Here is a 20,174-nt window from a genome sequence, read left to right as displayed (position 1 = left end):
CTTATGGGCCAGGTGGCCCGAGGGGTCAATCACCCGATCAGTCTTCGGTGTGAGTCAACTTGGGCACATCCGAAGCGCCCGCGGACCCGCGCCCCGACAATGACGGGTTCTCCATGAAGAAGCGGTGGCAGTTGAAGGCGAATTCGCCTTCGGCAACCTCGGCGCGGGTGAAATTGCCATCGCCCGACATGACCCAGCTTTGTGCCACGTCGGCCATGTTGGCCGCCATCACCTGACTGACGATCTGGGCCTTGACGGTCGGGTTCTGGATTTCGACCAGGGTTTCGACGCGGCGGCTGAGGTTGCGCCCCATCCAGTCGGCCGAGCTGATATAGACCCGCGCCTTCTTGGAGGGCAGGTCGGCGCCGTTGCCGAAACAGACGATGCGCGAATGCTCGAGGAACCGCCCGACGATGGACTTGACGCGGATGGTTTCGCTGAGCCCCCGGACGCCGGGGCGCAGCCCGCAGATGCCGCGCACCACGAGGTTGATCTTCACCCCCGCCTGGCTGGCGGCATAAAGCGCGTCGATCACGTCCGGCTCGATCAGCGCGTTCATCTTGGCCCAGATCGCGGCGGGCTTGCCGGCGCGGGCATGCTCGGCCTCGCGCGCGATCATCTCGATCAGGCGCGGCTTGAGCGAGATCGGCGAGATCGCCAGATTGTCCAGCTTCTCGGGCTGGGCATAGCCCGAGAGGTAGTTGAACACCTTTGTCGCATCGCGCCCCAGCGCCGGATCGCAGGTGAACAGGCTGAGATCGGTATATATCTTGGCGGTGATCGGGTGATAATTGCCGGTGCCGTAATGGGTATAGGTCACGAGGCTGTCGCCTTCGCGGCGCACCACGGTCGATATCTTGGCATGGGTCTTGAGATCGAGAAAGCCATAGACCACATGCGCGCCCGCACGTTCCAGCCGCCGTGACTGGCGGATATTGGCGGCCTCGTCAAAGCGCGCCTTGAGCTCGACCAGCGCGGTGACGGATTTGCCGTCCTCGGCGGCTTCGCAGAGTGCGCTGACGATGGGACTGTCCTTGGAGGTGCGATAAAGCGTCTGCTTGATCGCCACCACGTTGGGATCGCGCGCCGCCTGCGCGAGGAACCGCACCACCATGTCGAAGGTCTCGTAGGGGTGGTGCAGCAGCATGTCCTTCTGGCGGATGGCCGCGAACATGTCGCCGTCATGGTCCTGCACCCGTTCGGGCACGCGCGGGGTAAAGGAAGGCCACAGAAGGTCGGGGCGGTCATCCAGCACCAGTTCCTTGAGATCGGCCAGCCCGATCATGCCTTCGACCTCGACCACCTCGTCGGGGATGACATGCAGCTCGTCCATGATCACGCGGCGCAGCGCCTCGGGGGCGTTGGTCGAGATCTTCATGCGCACCACTTCGCCCCGGCGACGGCGTTTCAGCGCCACTTCAAATTCGCGCACCAGGTCTTCGGCCTCTTCCTCGACTTCCAGATCGCTGTCGCGCAGCACCCTGAAGGCGCAATGCCCCTTGTGGACATAGCCCGGGAACAGGCTGTCGAGATGCACCAGAAGCAGTTCTTCCAGCGGGATCACGCGGTGAAAGCCCGGCTCTGCGGGCAGGCTGACGAAGCGGTCGATCTGCTGGGGAATGGGCAACAGCGCCTGAAGCGGGCGCTTGTCGGATTTGCGCTCAAGCTGGAGCGCGAGCGAATAGCCCAGGTTGGGGATGAAGGGGAACGGATGCGCCGGGTCGATGGCCAGCGGCGACAGCACCGGGAACACCTTGTTGAGGAACATCTCGCCCAGGTATGCGCGGTCGGTATCGGTCAGGCTGCCCGCGTCGAGGATCGAGATATTCTCGCCTTCCATCTCGCGGCGCAGGGTCTCGAAGGTTTCCTGCTGCGCATCCAGAAGGCGGCGGGCGTTTTCGTTGATCAGCACCAGCTGTTCGGCGGGGGTCAGGCCGTCATCGGCGGGGGTGGTGTTGCCCGCATGGGCGAGTTCACGCAGGCCCGCGACGCGCACGTTGTAGAACTCGTCGAGATTGGTGGCCGAGATCGACAGGAAGCGCAGGCGTTCAAGCAGCGGAACACGCTGGTTCTGCGCTTCGCCCAGCACGCGCCAGTTGAAGCCCAGCCAGCTGAGTTCGCGGTTGTAGAAGCGTCCCGGCCCGTGCAGATCCAGATCAGGCAGATCGATTGGCTCGGGCGTCGGGGAATTGAGAAAATCTGCTTTGTTCATGCGGGCCTTATGGCGTTGGCGTGTAACGGAAAGGTGACGAAGTCTGCCGCCCGGACGGTCACTTGTCCAGCAACTTCGTGGCAAGATGGCGCGTGATCGGACTCTTGGTCTCGAGCGCCAGCGCATCAAGCCCGGCCACCACTTCGCGGGCGGCCGCGAACGAGCGGTCGATCCGGCGCACGAGATAGGGAATCGTGTTGGGCGTGGGAGACAGCTGGCGATCCTGCATCAGCTTCATCAGCACCGCCGCCAGCAGCGCATCGTCCGGCTCGCGCAGGATCGTGGCGGGCGTGCCCTGCATCCGGCTGGCAAGGTCTGGCAGTGTGAGATTCCAGTCGCGCGGTGGGCGCGAGGCGGTCATCAGGATCGAGCGGCCCTCGGCCAGCGCAAGGTTATGGAGGTGAAACAGCGCCTCTTCGGCGTCGGGATCGCCCGCGATGGAGTCGCAATCCTCGATCGCCAGATGGGTCTGGGCGAGGGCGGGGATATCTGCCCCGGCCAGGTCGCGCGCGGCGATGATGCGCGCGCCTGACAGGACGGCCCAGACATGCGCCAGATGCGTCTTGCCCGCGTCTTCGGGGCCGATCAGCAACAGCTTGCGCGCCGGCCAGCCCTGCCAGCCCTCGATCATCGCGACGGCCTCGGCATTGGCCGGTGAGACGAAGAAATCGTCGCGCCCCAGTGCTTCGCGCACGGGCAGGTCGAAGCTGAGTTGTTCGGGCATCACTCGTCCGTGGATGAAAGACCGCGATAAAGGCGGCTACCCATATAGCGCGAAATCAGGAAGCGGGCCAGCACACCGATGGCGGCGGCCACCGGCACCGCCACCAACATGCCGACGAAACCGAACAGCGCGCCAAAGACCGACAGTGCAAAGATCAGCCAGACAGGGTGCAGCCCGACCGAGTTGCCGACCAGCTTGGGGGTCAGGAAATTGCCCTCGGCCACCTGGCCCAGCACGAAGATGCCCGCCACCAGCCCGATGCTGACCCAGTCGCCCCAGAACTGGAACAGCGCCAGCCCGATCGCCAGCGCGCCGCCCACCACCGCGCCGATATAGGGGATGAAGGTGATCAGTCCCGCCACGGCCCCCACCACAAGGCCGAATTGCAGCCCCACCAGCATCAGCGCCAGGGCGTAATAGGTGCCAAGGATCAGACAGACCGTGCCCATGCCCCGAATGAAGCTGGCCAGCGTCCGGTCGATATCGCGCGCCAGGTGACGGATCACTGGCGCGTGGTCGCGCGGCAGCAGTTCGTCGATGCGCGCGACCATGCGGTCCCAGTCGTACAGCAGGTAGAAGGCCACCACCGGCACGATCACGAACAACAGCACCACGTTGATCAGCGAGGCGGCCGAACTCAGCACCGATTCGAGCACCTGTCCGCCGCGGTCGCTGATGGTCTGCCCGATGGCGATCAGCGACTTGCGCAGCACCGAATCCTCGTTGACGACCGAGGGGAAACGTTCTGTCAGCACCTCCTGGAACTGGCCGAACAGCTTGGGCGCGGTATCGAAGAGGGCCACGGATTGCTGAATGAGCGTCGGCACCACCAGAAGCGCCATCACCACGAAGACCAGCAGCGCAAGCAGCGTGATCAGCGTCACCGCCACCGCGCGCGATGCCCCCATGCGCTCCAGCCGGTCGGCCAGCGGATCAAGGAAATAGGCGATCGCGCCGCCCAGCACGAAAGGCAGGATGACATCCCCGAGAAACCACATGATGACCATGAACACCGCCGAAGCGATGCCCCAGTATTTCATCTGTGTGCCGACCGGCAAAGCCATGTGCGCCTCGGATTGCTTCCATGTCAGACATCGCCCAAGCGCGCCTCGCTTGCAAGTGCGCGCTTGCCCAAAAAGCAGCGGGACGGCTTGTCTGCCCGCCTGCAAAGCCATAAACGGGAGGCGAACGCCAACAGCCACAAGGTGCGCCGCAATGCGTCTGTCCCGCTACTTCCTGCCCGTGCTCAAGGAAACGCCCGCCGAAGCCCAGATCGCCAGCCATCGCTTGATGCTGCGCGCGGGCATGATCAAGCAGGCCAGCGCCGGGAACTACTCGTGGTTGCCGATGGGCTTCAAGGTGCTGCGCAAGCTGGAAAACATCGTCCATGAGGAACAGATCCGCGCTGGCCACATCCCGATGCTGATGCCGACGCTTCAATCGGCCGACCTCTGGCGCGAAAGCGGGCGGTATGACGATTACGGCGAGGAAATGCTGCGCATCACCGACCGGCACGGGCGCGACATGCTCTATGGGCCGACCAACGAAGAGCTGATCACCGACATTTTCCGCAGCCATGTGGGCAGCTACAAGGAACTGCCGCTGACGCTCTATCACATCCAGTGGAAGTTCCGCGACGAGATCCGCCCGCGTTTCGGCGTGATGCGGGGGCGCGAGTTCCTGATGAAGGACGGCTACAATTTCGACCTGACGCGCGAAGACGCGATGCATGCCTATAACCGCCACCTGGTCAGCTACCTGCGCACCTATGAGCGCATGGGCCTTCAGGCGATCCCGATGCGCGCCGAAAGCGGCCCCATCGGCGGCGACGACACCCACGAATTCCTGGTGCTGGCCGAGACCGGCGAATCCGGCGTGTTCTATGACAGCGAGATCACAGACCTGCGGTTCGGCGACCGCGAGATCGACTACGATGATGTCGCCGCCTGCCAGTCGGTGATGGAGGAATTCACCTCGCGCTATGCCCGCACCGACGACACCCATGACGAGGCGGTGTTCCATGAACGCGTCCCCGAGGCCCGCCGCCGCGAGGGGCGGGGCATCGAAGTCGGGCAGATCTTCTATTTCGGCACCAAGTATTCGGAACCGATGGGCGCCACCGTGCAGGGGCCGGACGGCAAGCCGGTGCCGGTACATATGGGCAGCCACGGGATCGGCGTCAGCCGCCTTGTGGGCGCGATCATCGAAGCCAGCCATGACGACAAGGGGATCATCTGGCCCGAGGGGGTTACGCCCTTCCATGTGGGGATCGTCAATCTCAAGCAGGGCGATTCCGAGGCTGACGCCGCCTGTGAGGCGATCTACAAATCCGTCGAGGCGCTGGGCCTCGAGCCGCTTTATGACGACACCGACGACCGGGCAGGGGCCAAATTCGCGACCCAGGACCTGATCGGCCTGCCTTGGCGGATCACCGTGGGGCCGCGCGGGCTCAAGAACGGGGTGGTCGAACTGACCAGCCGCCGCACGGGCGCAAGCGAAGAATTGCCACCCGAGAAAGCCGTTGAAAAGATAGCGCAGATCTATGCGCCCCATCACGGCGCGCCGCGCAGCGAGCCGATGGCGAAACGGTCGTTCCACACCTGGCTCTGAGCCGCTATACTGTCTCGAAAAAGACGAGGCAGGACAGAGAAACGATGCTTTTCAGGGCTATCGCGCTGGCGGGTGGCCTGGCCGGGGCGGCCGGGCTGTCGCAGTTTCCCGAATATGCGCAGCAATATACACAGCGCCTTGCCGGCGCGGTGCAGGCGCTTGACGACGTGGTGGAACGGTTCGACGCAGATGCCGCCGGGCTGGGCTTGGACCGCGCGGCGGCGCTTGAGGATCTGCGCCGGGGCAGCCGCATGGGCCGGGCGCGCGCGCAGTCCATGGGCGAGGTTCTGGCGCGCCACGCGGCATTGAGCGCCGACCTGGCGCATCTGCGGGGCGCGGGTCCGGGCGCCCTCGCGCTCAATAGCTGGCGTTTCGGCGACCCCGAGATCGCACGCGCCGCCTGGGCCGAGTTTCGCCCTGCAGTGCCGGTCAGCGGTGCGGGCATCGGCTTTGGCGCGGCGGGGTTCGTGCTGGGTTACGGGCTCATCGGCGGGGCGTTGGCCGGTCTGGGCGCTTTGATGCGTCCGGGGCGCCGCCGCAGGCCTGCTGCGCCGGGCGCGCGGCCTTGACCCTGACCCCGATAAAACGCACTGTTCGCGCAAAACGAAAACCCGAGGTTTCCCGTGGCAGGCTCCGAGCGTCGCACACCCGTCCCAGCGCCCTTCGCGCCCTTTGAATGGATGATCGCATGGCGCTATCTGCGCGCCAAGCGGGCCGAGGGCGGCGTCAGCGTGATGACCTGGATCAGCCTTGTGGGCATCACCCTCGCGGTCTTTGCGCTGGTGGCCACGCTGGCTGTGCGTTCGGGCTTTCGCGCCGAGCTGGTCGACACGATCCTGGGCTCGAACGCCCATGTCACCGTCTACAGCATGGGCGCGGTCAACGAACAGACCGGCCGCCTCGACCGCACCATTGCCGATTATCAGGACATGGCCGCGCGTCTGCGCGACATCGATGGTGTGACCCGTGTCGCGCCGCTGATCAAGGGGCAGGTCATGGCCAATGCCCGCGAGCGCAACGCCGGGGTTCAGGTGTTCGGCATCGCCCCCGAGGATCTTGCCACCATCCCGCGCATCGCGGACCCCGAAACCGCGCGCGGCGATATCGGCGCGTTCGAGCAGGGCATCGCCATCGGGTCGGGCGTGGCGCGGGAACTCAATGTCGATCTGGGGGACCGCATCAAGCTGATCTCGCCCAACGGGATCAAGACCGCCTTCGGCACCACCCCGCGCATCAACGCCTACGAGGTGGTCTATATCTTCTCTGCAGGGCGCTATGACATCGACCAGGTGCGCGTCTACCTGCCCTTCGAGGAGGCGCAGGGCTTTTTCAACCGCGAAGGGCGTGCCGATGAGCTTGAGGTCATGGTCACCGAGCCGGAACGGGTCGAGGCCATGAGCGACCGGCTGCTTGGCGCTGCTGGCGACCGGGCGCAGGTCTGGACATGGCGCGACGCCTCGGGCGGCTATCTGCGCGCGCTCGAGGTCGAAGATAACGTGATGTTCATCATCCTCTCGATCCTCGTGCTGATCGCGGCGATGAACATCACCTCGGGGCTGATCATGCTGGTCAAGAACAAGGGCCGCGATATCGGCATCCTGCGCACGATGGGCCTGACCGAGGGCGCGGTGCTGCGGGTGTTCTTCATCTGCGGCGCCTTCACCGGGCTGATCGGCACCGCCGCCGGGGTGGCTCTGGGCTGTGTTTTCGCGATCTATATCGATCCGATCTTCAGCTTCGTGAACATGATGATGGGCGGACAGGTCTGGGATCCGTCGATCCGGGGCATCTATTACCTCCCGGCGCAGCTGCAACTGGGTGACGTGATGTCGGCGGTGACGCTGTCGCTGGGACTGAGCTTCGTGGTCACGATCTTCCCTGCGCGCCGCGCTGCGCGGATGAACCCGGTGGAGGCGCTGCGCTATGAGTAGTGATGAGGCGATGCTGCGCCTGTCCGGCGTGTCGAAGACCTATAACCAGGGCCGCGAGAACGAAGTGCAGGTGCTGAACGGCGCCGATCTCACGCTTGCAGAAGGCGAGATGGTGGCGCTGGTCGCGCCCTCCGGCGCGGGCAAGTCGACGCTTCTGCATATCGCGGGCCTTCTTGATACGCCCGATACCGGCACGGTCGAGATCGGCGGGGTCGATTATACCGGGCTTGGCGATCGCCGCCGCACCGTGGCGCGGCGGCGCGAGGTGGGCTTCGTCTACCAGTTTCACCACCTGCTGCCGGAATTCACCGCGCTTGAGAACGTCGTGCTGCCGCAGCTGGCCAACGGCATCCAGAAGGACGAGGCCGAAACCCGTGCCGCCGATCTCCTGGCGCGGGTAGGGGTCGGCGGGCGCGCCGGGCATCGCCCCTCGGCCATGTCGGGCGGCGAGCAGCAGCGCGTCGCCTTCTGCCGGGCGCTGGCCAACGCGCCGCGCCTGCTGCTGGCCGACGAACCCACCGGCAACCTTGACCCGGCCACGTCCGAGCAGGTGTTCGACACGCTGGTGGGGCTGGTGCGTGGCACCGGGCTGGCGGCATTGATCGCGACCCACAACCTTGAGCTGGCGGCGCGGATGGACCGCGTGGTCAGGCTCGATCAGGGCCGGGTGGTCGCGCAATAGGCGCACGGGTTTCGGCCCGGCTGAACCGCGCTTCAGAAGGTTTGAATTGACCCGAGGCCCCCCGGCAATCAATCTGCCGCGACCTTTCCCAAGGCCCGGAGATCGACATGGTTGCCGTCACCCTCGACGAGATTGAAAGCACGACACGGGCGGCGCTGATGCGCCACGGCGCGGCTGAATGGATCGCCGCCCATGTCGCCGATGCGGTGCGTAAGGCCGAAAGCACCGGCAACCGGATCTGCGGGCTCTATTACCTTGAAAGCTACTGCAAGCAGCTCGAAACGGGCCGTGTGCGTGGCGATGTGACACCTGAGGTCAGCCAGCCGCGCCCCGGCGTGGTCGCGGTCGATGCGCGTATGGGCTTTGCACAGCCCGCCTTTGCCCGCGCGCTGCCGCAGGCGGTGACGGCGGCGCGCGAATGCGGTGTCGCCAGCCTTGCCGTGGGCCATGCGCATACCTGCACCTCGCTTGGCTATTTCACCGAACAGATCGCCCGTGCGGGGCTGATCGGGCTTGGGATGACCAATGCCTCGCCCATCGTGGCACCGCCGGGCGGCAAGACGCGGGTGATCGGCACCAATCCCATCGCCTTTTCGGTGCCTGACGGGGCAGGCGGAATCGCCATGCAGTTCGACCAGTCCACCACCACCGTTGCACTGGGCAAGATCACGATGGCCAAGGCGGCGGGCGAACGCATCCCCGAAGGCTGGGCCGTCGATGCCGAGGGCCGCCCCACCACCGACCCCGAAGCGGCGCTGGCCGGATCGCTGGTCAGCATGGGCGGCTACAAGGGCTGGGGGTTCGGCCTGATGGCCGAGCTTCTGGCCGCGGGCATGACAGGCGGCGTGGTCAGCCGCGATGTGGCCCCCCTGAAGGCGCCCGAGGGCAAGCCGCATGATCTGGGGCAGTATTACCTGTTGCTCGATCCCGAGGTGTCGGGCGTTTTCTTTGAACGGCTCGCTGCGGTCGGCGCGGGCGTCGCCGAGGATGAAGGCGCGCGGATGCCGGGGCAGGGCAAGCAGGCGCAGGACCCCGTCACGCTTGAGGATGCGATCTGGCAGCAGACCCGCGCGCTGGCCGGGTTCGCCTGATATCCGGCTGATACATATCAATGCGCGCGCCGCCCGCATTGGGCAGGATCGGGGGCGATTGGCCAAGGGAAACCCGATGCGCGCTGTCCTGCCACTGTTCGTGCTTCTGAGCATGCCGATACTTGCGGCCTGTGCGCCCGATGGCAGCACCGCCACGGGCACGGGCGGTGGTGACGCGGCGCTGACGGGGCAGGGGCTCTACGTGGTCTATTGTGCGCGCTGTCATGGCGGGTCAGGGCGCGGCGACGGGGTGATCGTGCCGATGCTCGACACCCCGCCCTCGGACCTGACGCAGCTCGCGGCGCGCAATGGCGGCACATACCCCGCGCAGGATGTCATCTCGCGAATCCACGGCTATCCCGGCCAGTTCGACGTGATGCCCGAATATGGCCCGCTCTTCGCGGACAGAACCGTGACCTGGCGTGACCCCGAGACCGGCGCGGCCATAAAAACGCCGCGTGCACTGGTTGATCTTTCGGCCTATCTTTCCACGATCCAGGCGCCCGCGCCCGGATAATTTCCAGGGAGACCGATCATGAACAGCAAAACCATTCTGGCAGCCTTCCTCGTCACCATCCTGCCGGGCGGCGCGGCCATCGCGGCGGGTGACGCCGCGACCGGCGAGGCGATCTATGACCGCTACTGCGCTGCCTGCCACGGGACGCAGGCGACCGGCCACGGGCCGATGCGTGCGGTGCTGACGGTGCAACCCAGCAACCTCACCGCGCTCAGGGCCGACAATGGCGGAACCTTCCCGATGGCCCGCGTGGTCAAGCGTATCGACGGGCGCGACCCGCTGGTGGCGCATGGCAGCGAAATGCCGGTCTATGGCGATTTCTTCGAGGGGTCCGAGGCTTCGCTCAAGACCGAAAGCGGACAGCCGATCCTGACCAGCACCCCGGTCGCCGACCTGATCGCCTATATCGAATCGGTTCAGAAGCCCTGAACCCCTTGGCTTCGGGTTGATTTGAAACGCGCGGCGGCGGCGCTACCTCTGGACCAGTCCAAGGGAGATGCATCATGATCCGTTTTCGTCCTGCCATCGCCGCGCTTTTCCTTCTTGTGTCGGGTGTTGCGCTCGGCCTTACGCCTGCGGCGCGGGCCGACAGTCAGTCGATCCGCGATGTGATCTCGTCGCAGATCGATGCGTTCCTGGCCGATGATGTCGTTGCCGCCTTCGATCACGCCAGCCCGACGATCCAGCGGATTTTCGGCACGCCCGAGCGCTTTGGCGAGATGGTGCAGCTGGGCTATCCGATGGTCTGGCGCCCCGCCGAGGTGACGTTCCTTTCCACCGAGGAACGCGGCGGGCGGCTTTTCCAGAATGTCATGGTCCGCGACGCGGACGGGGCGCTGCATATCCTCGAATACGAGATGATCGAGGGCGCATCGGGCTGGAAGATCGACGGCGTGCGGCTGCGTGCGCCCGCCGCGGGCGCCGCCTGAGCCGCTGTGCTCAGGGCTCGCCGGTGCCAACGGCAGCGGCGCGTCCCGACCACGCCATGAAGCGCGCCAGCATCATCACGGCCGCACAGGCCAGCCCCACCGCCAGCCCCAGCCAGATGCCCGCACCGCCCATCCCGAAGGTGAACCCCATGAGGTAGCTTGCCGGGATTCCGATCACCCAGTAGCTCAGCGCCGCCATCAGCATCGGCACCCGCGTGTCCTGCACCCCGCGCAACAGGCCAAGCGCCATCACCTGTCCCGCATCCACCAGCTGAAACAGCGCCGCCGCCGCCAAAAGCCCGGTGCCGATGGCGATGACACTGGCGCGGCTCGGCTCGTCCGGGCTCATGAACAGACCGAGCAGCCATTCCGGCAGGCTCAGGAACAGCGCCACCGTCGCCAATGCGACCACGCCAGACATTGCCAGCACCACCGCCGCCCCGTCGCGCAATGCCACGGCGTCAGCGCGCCCATAGGCCTGCCCGGCGCGCACCGTGGCCACGTTCGACAGGCCCAGATGCACCATGAACACTACCGATGTCACCTGCAGCGCGATCCCATGCGCCGCCAGCGGCAGCGGCCCCAGCCAGCCCATCATCACCGATGAGGCCGCGAACAGCCCGACCTCGGCCAGGTTGGTGATGCCGATCGGCCAGCCCAGCCGGAACACCTGCGCCAGCGCCTCGGGGTCGGGGCGCCAGACCCGCTGGAAGAGCGCATGATCGGGCTGCACCAGCGCGGCATAGATCGCCAGCGCGATCAGCGAGGCGGTGTTGACCGTCAGCGACGCGATCGCCGCGCCCCGCACGCCCAGTTCCGGCAGGCCCCAATTGCCGAAGATCAGCGCATGGTTCACCAGCACGTTCAGTCCCACCGCCGCCAGCGTGATCCACAGCACGACCTGTGTGCGTTCAAGCGCTGCAAGATAGGATTTCAGCACCATCACCAGCAGCGCGGGCAGGATGCCCCAGCCCATGATCGACAGGTATTGTCCCGCCAGCTCCGAAATCCGCGCATCCTGCCCGAGCGCGTGAAAGATCGGAGCCGACAGCACCATCAGCGGCAAGGTCGCCAGCCCGAACAGGATCGACGCCCAGGCCCCCATCCGCGTGACCCGGCGGATCTGCGTTTCGTCCCCGGCGGCGCGCGCCGAGGCGACCATCGGCATCACCGCCCAGGCAAATCCGGATCCCATGATGAACAGCACGAAGAACAGCGTGCCGCCCAGCACTTCGGCGGCCAGCGCCTCGACCGAATACCAGCCCAGCATCAGCGCATCGGTCAGGGTGATGGCGAATTGCGCCACATGACTGCCGATCAGCGGCAGGCCCAGCCCAAGCGTCGCGCGAAGATGCTGGCGATATGAAAGGCGCGTCGTCATGCCACGCCCTTAGGCCGACGCGCGCAAAGGCGCAAGTGAAAGCCGGGTGACAGGTGCGGGCAGGCGGGCGCGCGCCTCAGAACGGCGCGGCCAGAATCGCCCCGCGCATCAGCCCGAGCGCCAGAACCGCCACGATCAGCCCGGCGGCGATCTCGATAAGCGGCAGCAGCACGCGCGCCGCACTGCCTTCGATGCCGGCAAGCTGTGCCAGGACCCCCTTGCGCAGTGTCACGGCGGCCACGGCCACGGCCACGGTCACGCTGGCGGTGCCCAGTCCCATGATGAAGGCGCCGGCGATCCCCGCCATGTCGAGCCCCATGCGCCATGTCAGGATCAGCAACAGGATCGCCCCGGTGCAGGGCCGGATCGCCACCGCCGCCACCAGCGCCAGCGCCTCACGCAGGCTGTGAACCCTCGCCGCCTCCTGGGCTGTTGGGCCGTGGCGATGGCCGCAGCCGGAACAGACCCCGTCGGCGTCGCTCGTATGCCCGTGGTCATGCCCATGGTGGTCGTGGCTCTGGTCCGTGCGCCGCATTGCGCGCCAGCGCCGCAGGCCGCGCCAGACCAGCCACAGCCCCACCAGCGCGATCGCGCCGTGGCTGGCAGGGGCCAGGATGCGGTCGCTCACGCCCACCATCGCCTGTCGCGTCAGCCCCAGCGCGAACACCCCCGCATAGACCAGGATCACCGCCGTCGCCGCCTGCGCAAGGCTCGACGCAAGCGCCAGCCCCGACAGCCGCAGCACCGGCACCCCCGCGCCCAGCCCGTAACCGCCGATCAACAGCTTGCCATGTCCCGGTCCGGCGGCGTGAAAGAACCCATACGCGAAACACAAGGCCCAAAGCCCGGCGCGCGCGCCGCCCTCACCGCTGCGCAACGCACGCAGGTAGCCCGCCATCGCCTCCTGCACCTCGCGCTGGCTTTCGGCGGCCCAGCGGGTGACGATCTCGGCACCGCCCAGACCCCAGAGCCAGACCGCCAGCGCAAGCAGCCCCAGTGCGGCGATCAGGATAATGGCGCGCATGTGATCTCCAGCGTGTCGGCGTAGTGGATGCCCACCTCGACCTCTTCAAACAGCGTTTCATTCGTGCCGCCACCCAGCCCGGCGACGATCGCGTCGGCGGCATCCTTGTCGGCCTCCTCGATGCGCGTCTTGCAGCCATCCGGCAAACCGCCCACCCGAAGCAGCGTCAGCGCCGCGTAGTAGGACGGATCATAGGGGCGCACGGTCAGCGATGCGGGGCGAAACGGCGTGAAACGGCGCAGGTGGCGGGTCACGATGCGCCCGTCCTCGATATCCGCATCCAGCGCCTCGGGCGGATCAAGCGCGACCGCCTCGCCGCCGGTCTCGAGAAACAGCGCACCCTCGAAGCCTTCGGGCCAATCGACCAGGTCAAACCCTTTCAGCGCCGCGCGCTCCTCGCCGCTCAGTTCCATGTCGCCATCCGGGTCGAGCCCCATATCCTCGAGCAGCAACAGCGAGAAGAAATCGTCATAGCGCCAGATGACCTCGACCCCGGTCAGCCGCCCGTCTTCGTCGGGCAGGAAACGCAGGGTGACATCGACAAAGACATGCGGATGCGCCAACGCGGCGGGCGCGCACGCTGTCAGCCCCTGAAAAAGGGCGAGGACAAAGGCAAGTGTCAGGCACAACCGGCGGATCATGACGCAGGTTTAGGGCCATGCCGGCGTCCGGGCAAGACGCGCGGCGCGTATGCGCGACCGCCCGCCCTCGCGCCCTTGCTCAGGTCTTGCGGGTGTCGGGATGCAGCGACTTGCCCAAGATATGCTCCGAGCCGTGCAGAACATGCTGCGCCGTCGAGACGATCAGCGGATCGGGCGCCCGCGCGATCTTCGGGTCCTTGTCCGGATAATCCAGCGAGCTCAGGAAATGCTGCATGCAATTGATGCGCGCACGTTTCTTGTCGTTCGACTTGACCACCGTCCAGGGCGCATCGGCGGTATCGGTGTAAAAGAACATCGCTTCCTTGGCTTCGGTATAGTCGTCCCACTTGCCCAGGCTCTGCTTGTCGATCGGGCTCAGCTTCCATTGCTTGAGCGGATCGGTGGCGCGTGCCTCGAAGCGGCGGCGCTGTTCGTCCTGCGTGACCGAGAACCAGTATTTGTAGAGCCGGATGCCCGAGCGCACCAGCATCCGTTCCAGCTCAGGTGTCTGGCGCATGAATTCAAGGTATTCCCAAGGCTCGCAAAAGCCCATCACCCGCTCCACACCGGCGCGGTTATACCAGGACCGGTCGTAGAACACCATTTCGCCCACGGTCGGCAGGTGCTCGAGATAGCGTTGAAAGAACCACTGGCCCTTTTCTTCCCAGGTGGGCTTGTTGAGCGCCACCACGCGGGCCTGTCGCGGGTTCAGGTGCTCGGTGAAGCGCTTGATGGTCCCGCCCTTGCCGGCCGCGTCGCGCCCCTCGAAGATCAGGATGAACTTCTCGCCGGTCTCCTGCGCCCATAGCTGAACCTTGAGCAGCTCAGCCTGAAGCTTGGCCTTGCTGCTTTCATAGCTGCGCCGGCTCATCTTGTCCTTGTAGGGGTATTCGCCGGTTTCGAATTCCTGCCGGAATTCGGCGACCTTGTCGGCGGGCTGGATCGTCTTGGCGGCAGTCGTCTTCGGCGCTGCCGCGCTCTTCGCTCGGGGGGTGGTGGTCATCTGCGTCTCCTTCACTCTCTACGGGTGAAGAAGCCTATCGCGAGGGGGCGGATGGCGCGTTGATCCGGCTCAAATGCAGGGGCAGGGCGGGGTGGTGTTGCGCGCTTGCCTCAGTGCGTCCAGGTGGCGCGCCGGTTGGTGGCGAAATTCTCGCCATAGCCGCCGGGGCGGATATTGGGCTTGCGGCTATGAGGTTCCAGCACGGTGGCGTCGATGCCATGTTCCTCGGCATATTCCATCGCCGCGGCACGGGTGGGAAAGCGCAGCCTGACCTGGGCCTGGGTGTCGGCGGAACTGGTCCAGCCCATCAGCGGATCGACCTCGCGCGCGGTCTCGGCGACATATTCCAGAACCCAGTGCTGCGAGCGGGCGTTGCCCGATTGGGTGGTGCTGCGCGCGGGCTTGTAGATACGGGCGGACATGGTCGGGCCTCCTTGCTGTGCAACGGTTATTCCAAAATTGCGGGGGCGGGGCAAGAGATCAAATCGACGCGCGCGGCGCTGCAAAGCGAAGATAACGACACCGCCAAGGCCGGTCCCCCCTTGAACCCCGCGCGAAACGGAACAAGTGTGGAACGACAGCAAGGACCCGACCCAGATGCCCTACGCCCATTCCGACAAATCCGAACCCTTGATGCATGCCGCCGCGCCCGATGTGGCGACGCGCGAAAAGCTCGAAGGCGGTATCCGCTTCGAGATGGTGACTGAGTTCGAGCCCGCCGGCGACCAGCCCGCCGCGATCCGGGAACTGGCGGGCGGCGTCAATGCGGGCGAGCGCAACCAGGTCCTGCTCGGCGCCACCGGCACCGGCAAGACCTATACGATGGCCAAGGTGATCGAGGAAACCCAGCGCCCCGCCATCATCCTTGCCCCCAACAAGACGCTGGCGGCGCAGCTTTACGGCGAGTTCAAGCATTTCTTCCCCAACAACGCCGTGGAGTATTTCGTCAGCTTCTACGACTACTACCAGCCCGAAGCCTATGTGCCGCGCTCGGATACCTATATCGAGAAGGAATCCCAGATCAACGAACAGATCGACCGGATGCGCCACTCGGCCACGCGCGCGCTTCTGGAACGCGATGACGTGATCATCGTCGCCTCGGTCAGCTGCATCTACGGGATCGGCTCGGTCGAGACCTATGGCGCGATGACCCAGGACCTCAAGGTCGGGCTCGATTACGACCAGCGCAAGATCATGGCCGATCTCGTCGCCCAGCAGTATAAACGCAACGACCAGGCGTTTCAGCGCGGCAGTTTCCGGGTGCGCGGCGACAGTCTCGAAATCTGGCCCGCCCACCTCGAGGACCGCGCCTGGAAGCTGAGCTTCTTTGGCGAAGAGCTTGAAGGCATTACGGAATTCGACCCGCTGACCGGCGCCAGGACCGACAGTTTCGAGCAGATCCGCATCTATGCCAACTCGCATTACGTGACGCCCAAGCCGACGATGCAGCAGGCCATCGTCAATATCCGCAAGGAGCTGCGCCAGCGCCTCGACCAGCTTGTGGGCGAGGGCAAGCTGCTCGAGGCGCAGCGGCTCGAGCAACGCACGAATTTCGACCTCGAGATGCTGGACGCGACCGGCGTGTGCAACGGGATCGAGAACTATTCGCGCTACCTGACCGGGCGCGCCCCCGGCGAGCCGCCCCCGACCCTGTTCGAGTTCATCCCCGACCATGCCATCGTCTTCGCCGATGAATCGCACGTGTCCGTTCCCCAGATCGGGGGCATGTACAAGGGCGACTACCGGCGCAAGTTCACCTTGGCCGAGCACGGCTTCCGCCTGCCCAGTTGCATGGACAACCGCCCCCTCAAGTTCGAGGAATGGGACGCCATGCGCCCGCAATCGGTTTTCGTCTCCGCCACGCCTGCGTCATGGGAGATGGAGCAGACCGGCGGCGTCTTCACCGAACAGGTGATCCGTCCCACGGGCCTTCTCGATCCGCAGGTGGAAATCCGCCCCGTGGACATGCAGGTCGATGACCTGCTCGAAGAGGTGCGCCGCGTTTCGGCGGCGGGGATGCGCACGCTGTGCACCACCCTGACGAAGCGCATGGCCGAGGACCTGACCGAATACCTGCATGAACAGGGCATCCGCGTGCGCTACATGCATTCGGATATCGACACGATCGAACGGATCGAGATCCTGCGCGACCTGCGTCTTGGCGCCTTCGACGTGCTGATCGGCATCAACCTCCTGCGCGAGGGGCTGGATATCCCGGAATGCGGGCTGGTGGCGATTCTCGATGCCGACAAGGAAGGCTTCCTGCGCTCGGAAACCTCGCTGATCCAGACCATCGGTCGCGCCGCGCGCAATGCCGAGGGGCGGGTGATCATGTATGCCGACCGCATCACCGGCTCGATGCAGCGCGCGCTCGATGAAACCGACCGGCGGCGCGCCAAGCAGATCTCCTATAACGAGGAACACGGCATCACCCCCTCGACGATCAAGAAGAACGTCGAGGATATCATGGCCGGGCTCTACCAGGGCGATGTGGACATGAACCGCGTCACCGCCACCATCGACACGCCCCTGATGGGCGCGAACCTGCAGGCGCATCTCGACGGGCTGCGCAGCGAGATGCGCAAGGCCGCCGAGAACCTCGAATTCGAGGAGGCCGCGCGCCTGCGCGACGAGGTCAAGCGGCTCGAGGCGGTGGATCTGGCGGTGCATGACGACCCGCTGGCGCGCCAGCAGGCGGTGGAGAAGGCCTCGGCGGAGGCCACGAAATCGCGCGGCCGCTCGACGGCGGGGCGTCCGGGCCAACGGGGCGGGAATGTGAAACGGCGGGGGCGGTGAGGTTGCGCGATTGAATAGTGCTGAACGTGAAGAATGGGCGTTCAAGTGACCTGCCCCCCGAAACTTCCCTCGTTTTGATGTAGAGTTTGCTCAATCTTTCGAAGGAGCAAACGAATGCGAAAGAGCCGTTTCAGCGAAGCCCAAATCATCGGGATGATCAAAGAGCAGGAGGCCGGGATGCCGACAGCCGAGGTGTGCCGCAAGCATGGCCTCAGCCAAGGCACCTTTTATAAATACAAATCGAAGTATGGCGGCATGGAGGTGTCCGACGTCGCGAAGCTGAGGGCAATGGAAGACGAGAACGCCCGGCTTAAACGCCTGCTGGCTGACACGATGCTGGACAATGCTGTTCTGAAGGATCTGCTGGGAAAGAACTGACGACGCCGATTGAGCGGCGAGAGGCAGCGCTCAGGGCGATGCGGGATCACGACATCTCGCAACGCCGGGCCTGCCGACTTGTCGGTGTCGATCCAAAGACGGTCCGGCGTGAACGCCCGCCGGATAACCCTGAGATACGCAAAGAGATGAAAGCGGTCGCCGCCAAGCGCCGCCGGTTCGGCTACCGGCGGATCGGGGTGATGCTGGAACGCAAAGGGATGATCATGAACCACAAGAAGCTGTATCGGCTTTACACCGACGAGAAGCTGGGGGTCCGGCGACGACGGGGCCGCAAACGGGCCCGCGGATCGCGGACACCAATGCCAGACGCTTTGAGACCCGGCGAACGCTGGTCCCTGGACTTTCTGTCCGACACCTTCGGGACCTCGCGCCGGTTCCGCATCCTGGCGGTGAACGATGATTGTTGCCGCGAGAACCTGTGCCTGATGGCGGATACCAGCATCTCGGGTGCTCGGGTCGCGCGGGAGTTGGATGCACTGGTCCGGGTCTATGGAAAGCCCGGCAGTATTGTCAGCGACAATGGAACCGAGTTCACCAGCCGGGCGATCCTGAAATGGGCAAACGACAATAACGTCGGGTGGCATTACATCGACCCGGGCAAGCCGCAGCAAAATGCCTTCATAGAGTCATTCAACGGCAGCCTGCGTGATGAACTCCTGAACGAGGAGATGTTCGACAGCCTGGACGATGCTCGCCGGAAGCTGGCGCTTTGGCGCTACGACTACAACAATGTCAGACCGCACTCATCGCTCGAAAATCAAACACCCGCAGAAGCGCGCCGGACGCTTGAGCAATTTGAGGGCTCCGCGCCCGGCGCGCTTGCCCAAACTGACGACGAAGAATATGAAAACCAGACCCGCAGACTCTCGTTATGAATGAGGGAGCCTCGGGGGGCAGGTCATCCCTTTTGCGAACTGCGCTTTTTCGTCCAGATCGGGCCACCCAAATACCAAAAACCATCAAAACCCCTCCTGGAATCAAACCCGATCCAGGGTCTTCATTTAAGATCACCATCGCTATCGCAATAGCAGCCAGTGGTGAAAAGGAAGTGGCCAACGAAACATCACCTGCCTTCGAGTGTTTCAATCCGAAGTTCCACGCAAGCTGTCCGATAATAATGATGAGAATTGCGTAAACCCATATCCACTTGAGCAGTATCGGTTGGAACATTTCGCTAAAATGGTGGTGACCAGAAAAGGTGAGCTGGAAGCTGACGTAGATTAAAGTACCCAATGCCGTTCTGAAAATGGCGAAGACTCCAAATGGAACCGTCTCGAGACTTGTCCTGGTGATGATCGTTGAAAGAGTAAACGACAAGGTAGCAGCGACGGCTGCGACCTCTCCCACACCAATCGCGTATCCAATATCGCGATCTTTGAAAGCCAGGATGACAACTGCCCCTAATAGAATGATCAGGTTTCCCGCCATCGCTTTGACATCAATCCTCTCACCCAAGAAGATTGCAGCAAGAATAAGGAAAATGGGAGGGTCAATCCGGCTAGCTATGACGACGTTCGTTACGCTGGTGTTTTCCAAGGCAAAAAAATACAGCCCAGGTGTAACGGCGGAGGACAGCACAGCGGATAAGGTCAAAAGCACCCATTCACGGGAGGAAAGGTCACGAAGCTTTTCAAGCTTCCAGTCCCTACCAAAGAATAGGAGCATTGGGATGAGCGAGATCAAAGATCCTAGAACCAAAAGGTTTGCAAAAGTGATCACATTGTGGCCGTTGATGCGGTTCGCATCTCCAATGCTCACCAACATGGTCACAACGGAATTGGATGCCGCATAAATTATCACAGCAACCCAACAAGACACTACACCCCACTTTGCTGTGGTCGACTTACGCAATCTAGTGTCCCGTACCATGACCACGACGGTCTACCCTATCAAACTGAGAATAAAACAATGGCGGTCCTACTTGGCGCTGCCGCTTGGGGGAAGCGTCCCACATCAAGTGGGGTGCCAGCATCGACCGAATTGGATCATGCTCCTATCAAACTTGCCACCCTGCCCCTTGGCCGGAAGATTTTGCAACTACAGCCCTGGATAAGAAAACTTTTCCCAGCATTGCGTGTCGTTTGAACCATTGGTTCGTTCCTTTTGTTTGGCATCGTGAGACCATAGGTCGGCGACCGGAAGCTATCGATGGTGGATATGTATCACTCTGTCGCAAAGCCTGACTGTGTTACGTTTCGTGACAAATTTTCTCGGCAACCACCCTTCGATCGCTT

18 protein-coding genes and 1 pseudogene are annotated in these 20,174 nt (G+C 64.3%); 10 read left to right on the top strand and 9 right to left on the bottom strand.

Annotated elements, in window-relative coordinates; translation table 11 throughout:
• Positions 1-37: 37 nt before the first annotated feature.
• Genes ROH8110_RS13050 through ROH8110_RS13040 form a run of 3 tightly spaced genes read right to left on the bottom strand, consistent with a single transcriptional unit; the run spans position 38 to position 4,000 of the window.
• The gene (locus ROH8110_RS13050; protein WP_085818170.1) at positions 38-2,212 is read right to left on the bottom strand and encodes an RNA degradosome polyphosphate kinase; all 2,175 of its coding nucleotides are present in this window, start codon (positions 2,210-2,212) and stop codon (positions 38-40) included.
• A gap of 58 nt (positions 2,213-2,270) precedes the next feature.
• Positions 2,271-2,936 carry a P-loop NTPase family protein gene (locus ROH8110_RS13045; protein ID WP_085818169.1) on the bottom strand — a complete coding sequence of 222 codons (666 nt, stop codon included), beginning with the start codon at positions 2,934-2,936 and terminating at the stop codon, positions 2,271-2,273.
• The gene (locus tag ROH8110_RS13040; RefSeq protein ID WP_085818168.1) at positions 2,936-4,000 is read right to left on the bottom strand and encodes an AI-2E family transporter; all 1,065 of its coding nucleotides are present in this window, start codon (positions 3,998-4,000) and stop codon (positions 2,936-2,938) included. Before ROH8110_RS13040 ends, ROH8110_RS13045 begins: the two co-directional genes overlap by 1 nt.
• Positions 4,001-4,151: 151 nt before the next feature.
• Between ROH8110_RS13040 and proS the strand changes: the two genes are divergently transcribed.
• The 8 genes from proS (at position 4,152) to ROH8110_RS13000 (ending at position 10,696) form a co-directional block, all read left to right on the top strand.
• Entirely contained in the window at positions 4,152-5,546 is a 1,395-nt protein-coding gene (proS, locus tag ROH8110_RS13035) for a proline--tRNA ligase (protein ID WP_085818167.1), read from the top strand.
• A 44-nt stretch (positions 5,547-5,590) separates the two neighbouring features.
• Positions 5,591-6,115 carry a DUF2937 family protein gene (locus ROH8110_RS13030; RefSeq protein WP_085818166.1) on the top strand — a complete coding sequence of 175 codons (525 nt, stop codon included), beginning with the start codon at positions 5,591-5,593 and terminating at the stop codon, positions 6,113-6,115.
• Positions 6,116-6,226: 111 nt separating this feature from the next.
• Complete coding sequence (locus tag ROH8110_RS13025; protein WP_085818165.1) at positions 6,227-7,477, top strand: lipoprotein-releasing ABC transporter permease subunit; 1,251 nt, start codon at positions 6,227-6,229, stop codon at positions 7,475-7,477.
• 10 nt (positions 7,478-7,487) lie between these two features.
• The gene (locus tag ROH8110_RS13020) at positions 7,488-8,159 is read left to right on the top strand and encodes an ABC transporter ATP-binding protein (RefSeq protein ID WP_085818164.1); all 672 of its coding nucleotides are present in this window, start codon (positions 7,488-7,490) and stop codon (positions 8,157-8,159) included.
• 107 nt (positions 8,160-8,266) lie between these two features.
• A complete protein-coding gene (locus ROH8110_RS13015) occupies positions 8,267-9,250 on the top strand; it encodes an Ldh family oxidoreductase (RefSeq protein ID WP_085818163.1) in 984 nt (327 codons plus the stop codon).
• Between the two features lie 76 nt (positions 9,251-9,326).
• Positions 9,327-9,767, top strand: a complete 441-nt coding sequence (locus ROH8110_RS13010) for a cytochrome c family protein (protein WP_139837418.1) — start codon at positions 9,327-9,329, stop codon at positions 9,765-9,767.
• 18 nt (positions 9,768-9,785) lie between these two features.
• Complete coding sequence (locus ROH8110_RS13005; protein ID WP_085818161.1) at positions 9,786-10,196, top strand: c-type cytochrome; 411 nt, start codon at positions 9,786-9,788, stop codon at positions 10,194-10,196.
• Between the two features lie 74 nt (positions 10,197-10,270).
• Positions 10,271-10,696, top strand: coding sequence for a DUF4864 domain-containing protein (locus tag ROH8110_RS13000; protein ID WP_085818160.1), 426 nt, complete (start codon positions 10,271-10,273; stop codon positions 10,694-10,696).
• A 10-nt stretch (positions 10,697-10,706) separates the two neighbouring features.
• On the opposite strand, the gene ROH8110_RS12995 is transcribed toward ROH8110_RS13000, so the two are convergent.
• The 5 genes from ROH8110_RS12995 to ROH8110_RS12975 form a co-directional block, all read right to left on the bottom strand.
• Entirely contained in the window at positions 10,707-12,077 is a 1,371-nt protein-coding gene (locus ROH8110_RS12995) for an MATE family efflux transporter (protein ID WP_085818159.1), read from the bottom strand.
• Positions 12,078-12,153: 76 nt separating this feature from the next.
• The gene (locus ROH8110_RS12990) at positions 12,154-13,101 is read right to left on the bottom strand and encodes a nickel/cobalt transporter (RefSeq protein ID WP_085818158.1); all 948 of its coding nucleotides are present in this window, start codon (positions 13,099-13,101) and stop codon (positions 12,154-12,156) included.
• Positions 13,083-13,742, bottom strand: coding sequence for a DUF1007 family protein (locus ROH8110_RS12985; protein WP_085818157.1), 660 nt, complete (start codon positions 13,740-13,742; stop codon positions 13,083-13,085). Before ROH8110_RS12985 ends, ROH8110_RS12990 begins: the two co-directional genes overlap by 19 nt.
• Before the next feature lie 79 nt (positions 13,743-13,821).
• Complete coding sequence (gene ppk2, locus ROH8110_RS12980; protein ID WP_085818497.1) at positions 13,822-14,745, bottom strand: polyphosphate kinase 2; 924 nt, start codon at positions 14,743-14,745, stop codon at positions 13,822-13,824.
• Positions 14,746-14,855: 110 nt separating this feature from the next.
• The gene (locus ROH8110_RS12975; RefSeq protein WP_085818156.1) at positions 14,856-15,167 is read right to left on the bottom strand and encodes an ETC complex I subunit; all 312 of its coding nucleotides are present in this window, start codon (positions 15,165-15,167) and stop codon (positions 14,856-14,858) included.
• Between the two features lie 175 nt (positions 15,168-15,342).
• Here ROH8110_RS12975 and uvrB point away from each other — a divergent pair, with 175 nt between their 5' ends.
• Positions 15,343-17,541, top strand: a complete 2,199-nt coding sequence (gene uvrB, locus ROH8110_RS12970; RefSeq protein ID WP_085818496.1) for an excinuclease ABC subunit UvrB — start codon at positions 15,343-15,345, stop codon at positions 17,539-17,541.
• 114 nt (positions 17,542-17,655) lie between these two features.
• Positions 17,656-18,815 (top strand): IS3 family transposase gene (locus tag ROH8110_RS18935; RefSeq protein ID WP_121143690.1). Its coding sequence is split into 2 segments (ribosomal slippage): positions 17,656-17,905 and positions 17,905-18,815, totalling 1,161 coding nucleotides; the frame shifts between segments, so codons are not numbered across the junction.
• Between the two features lie 76 nt (positions 18,816-18,891).
• Here ROH8110_RS18935 and ROH8110_RS18830 read toward each other — a convergent pair.
• A pseudogene (locus tag ROH8110_RS18830) lies at positions 18,892-19,809 on the bottom strand (DMT family transporter); the annotation flags it as partial.
• Between the last annotated feature and the right edge of the window lie 365 nt (positions 19,810-20,174).

It is taken from the genome of Roseovarius halotolerans, from assembly GCF_900172255.1.
GTDB lineage: Bacteria > Pseudomonadota > Alphaproteobacteria > Rhodobacterales > Rhodobacteraceae > Roseovarius > Roseovarius halotolerans.
Note: the sequence above shows the minus strand (reverse complement) of the source record. Positions and strands in the feature narration are given on the sequence as shown.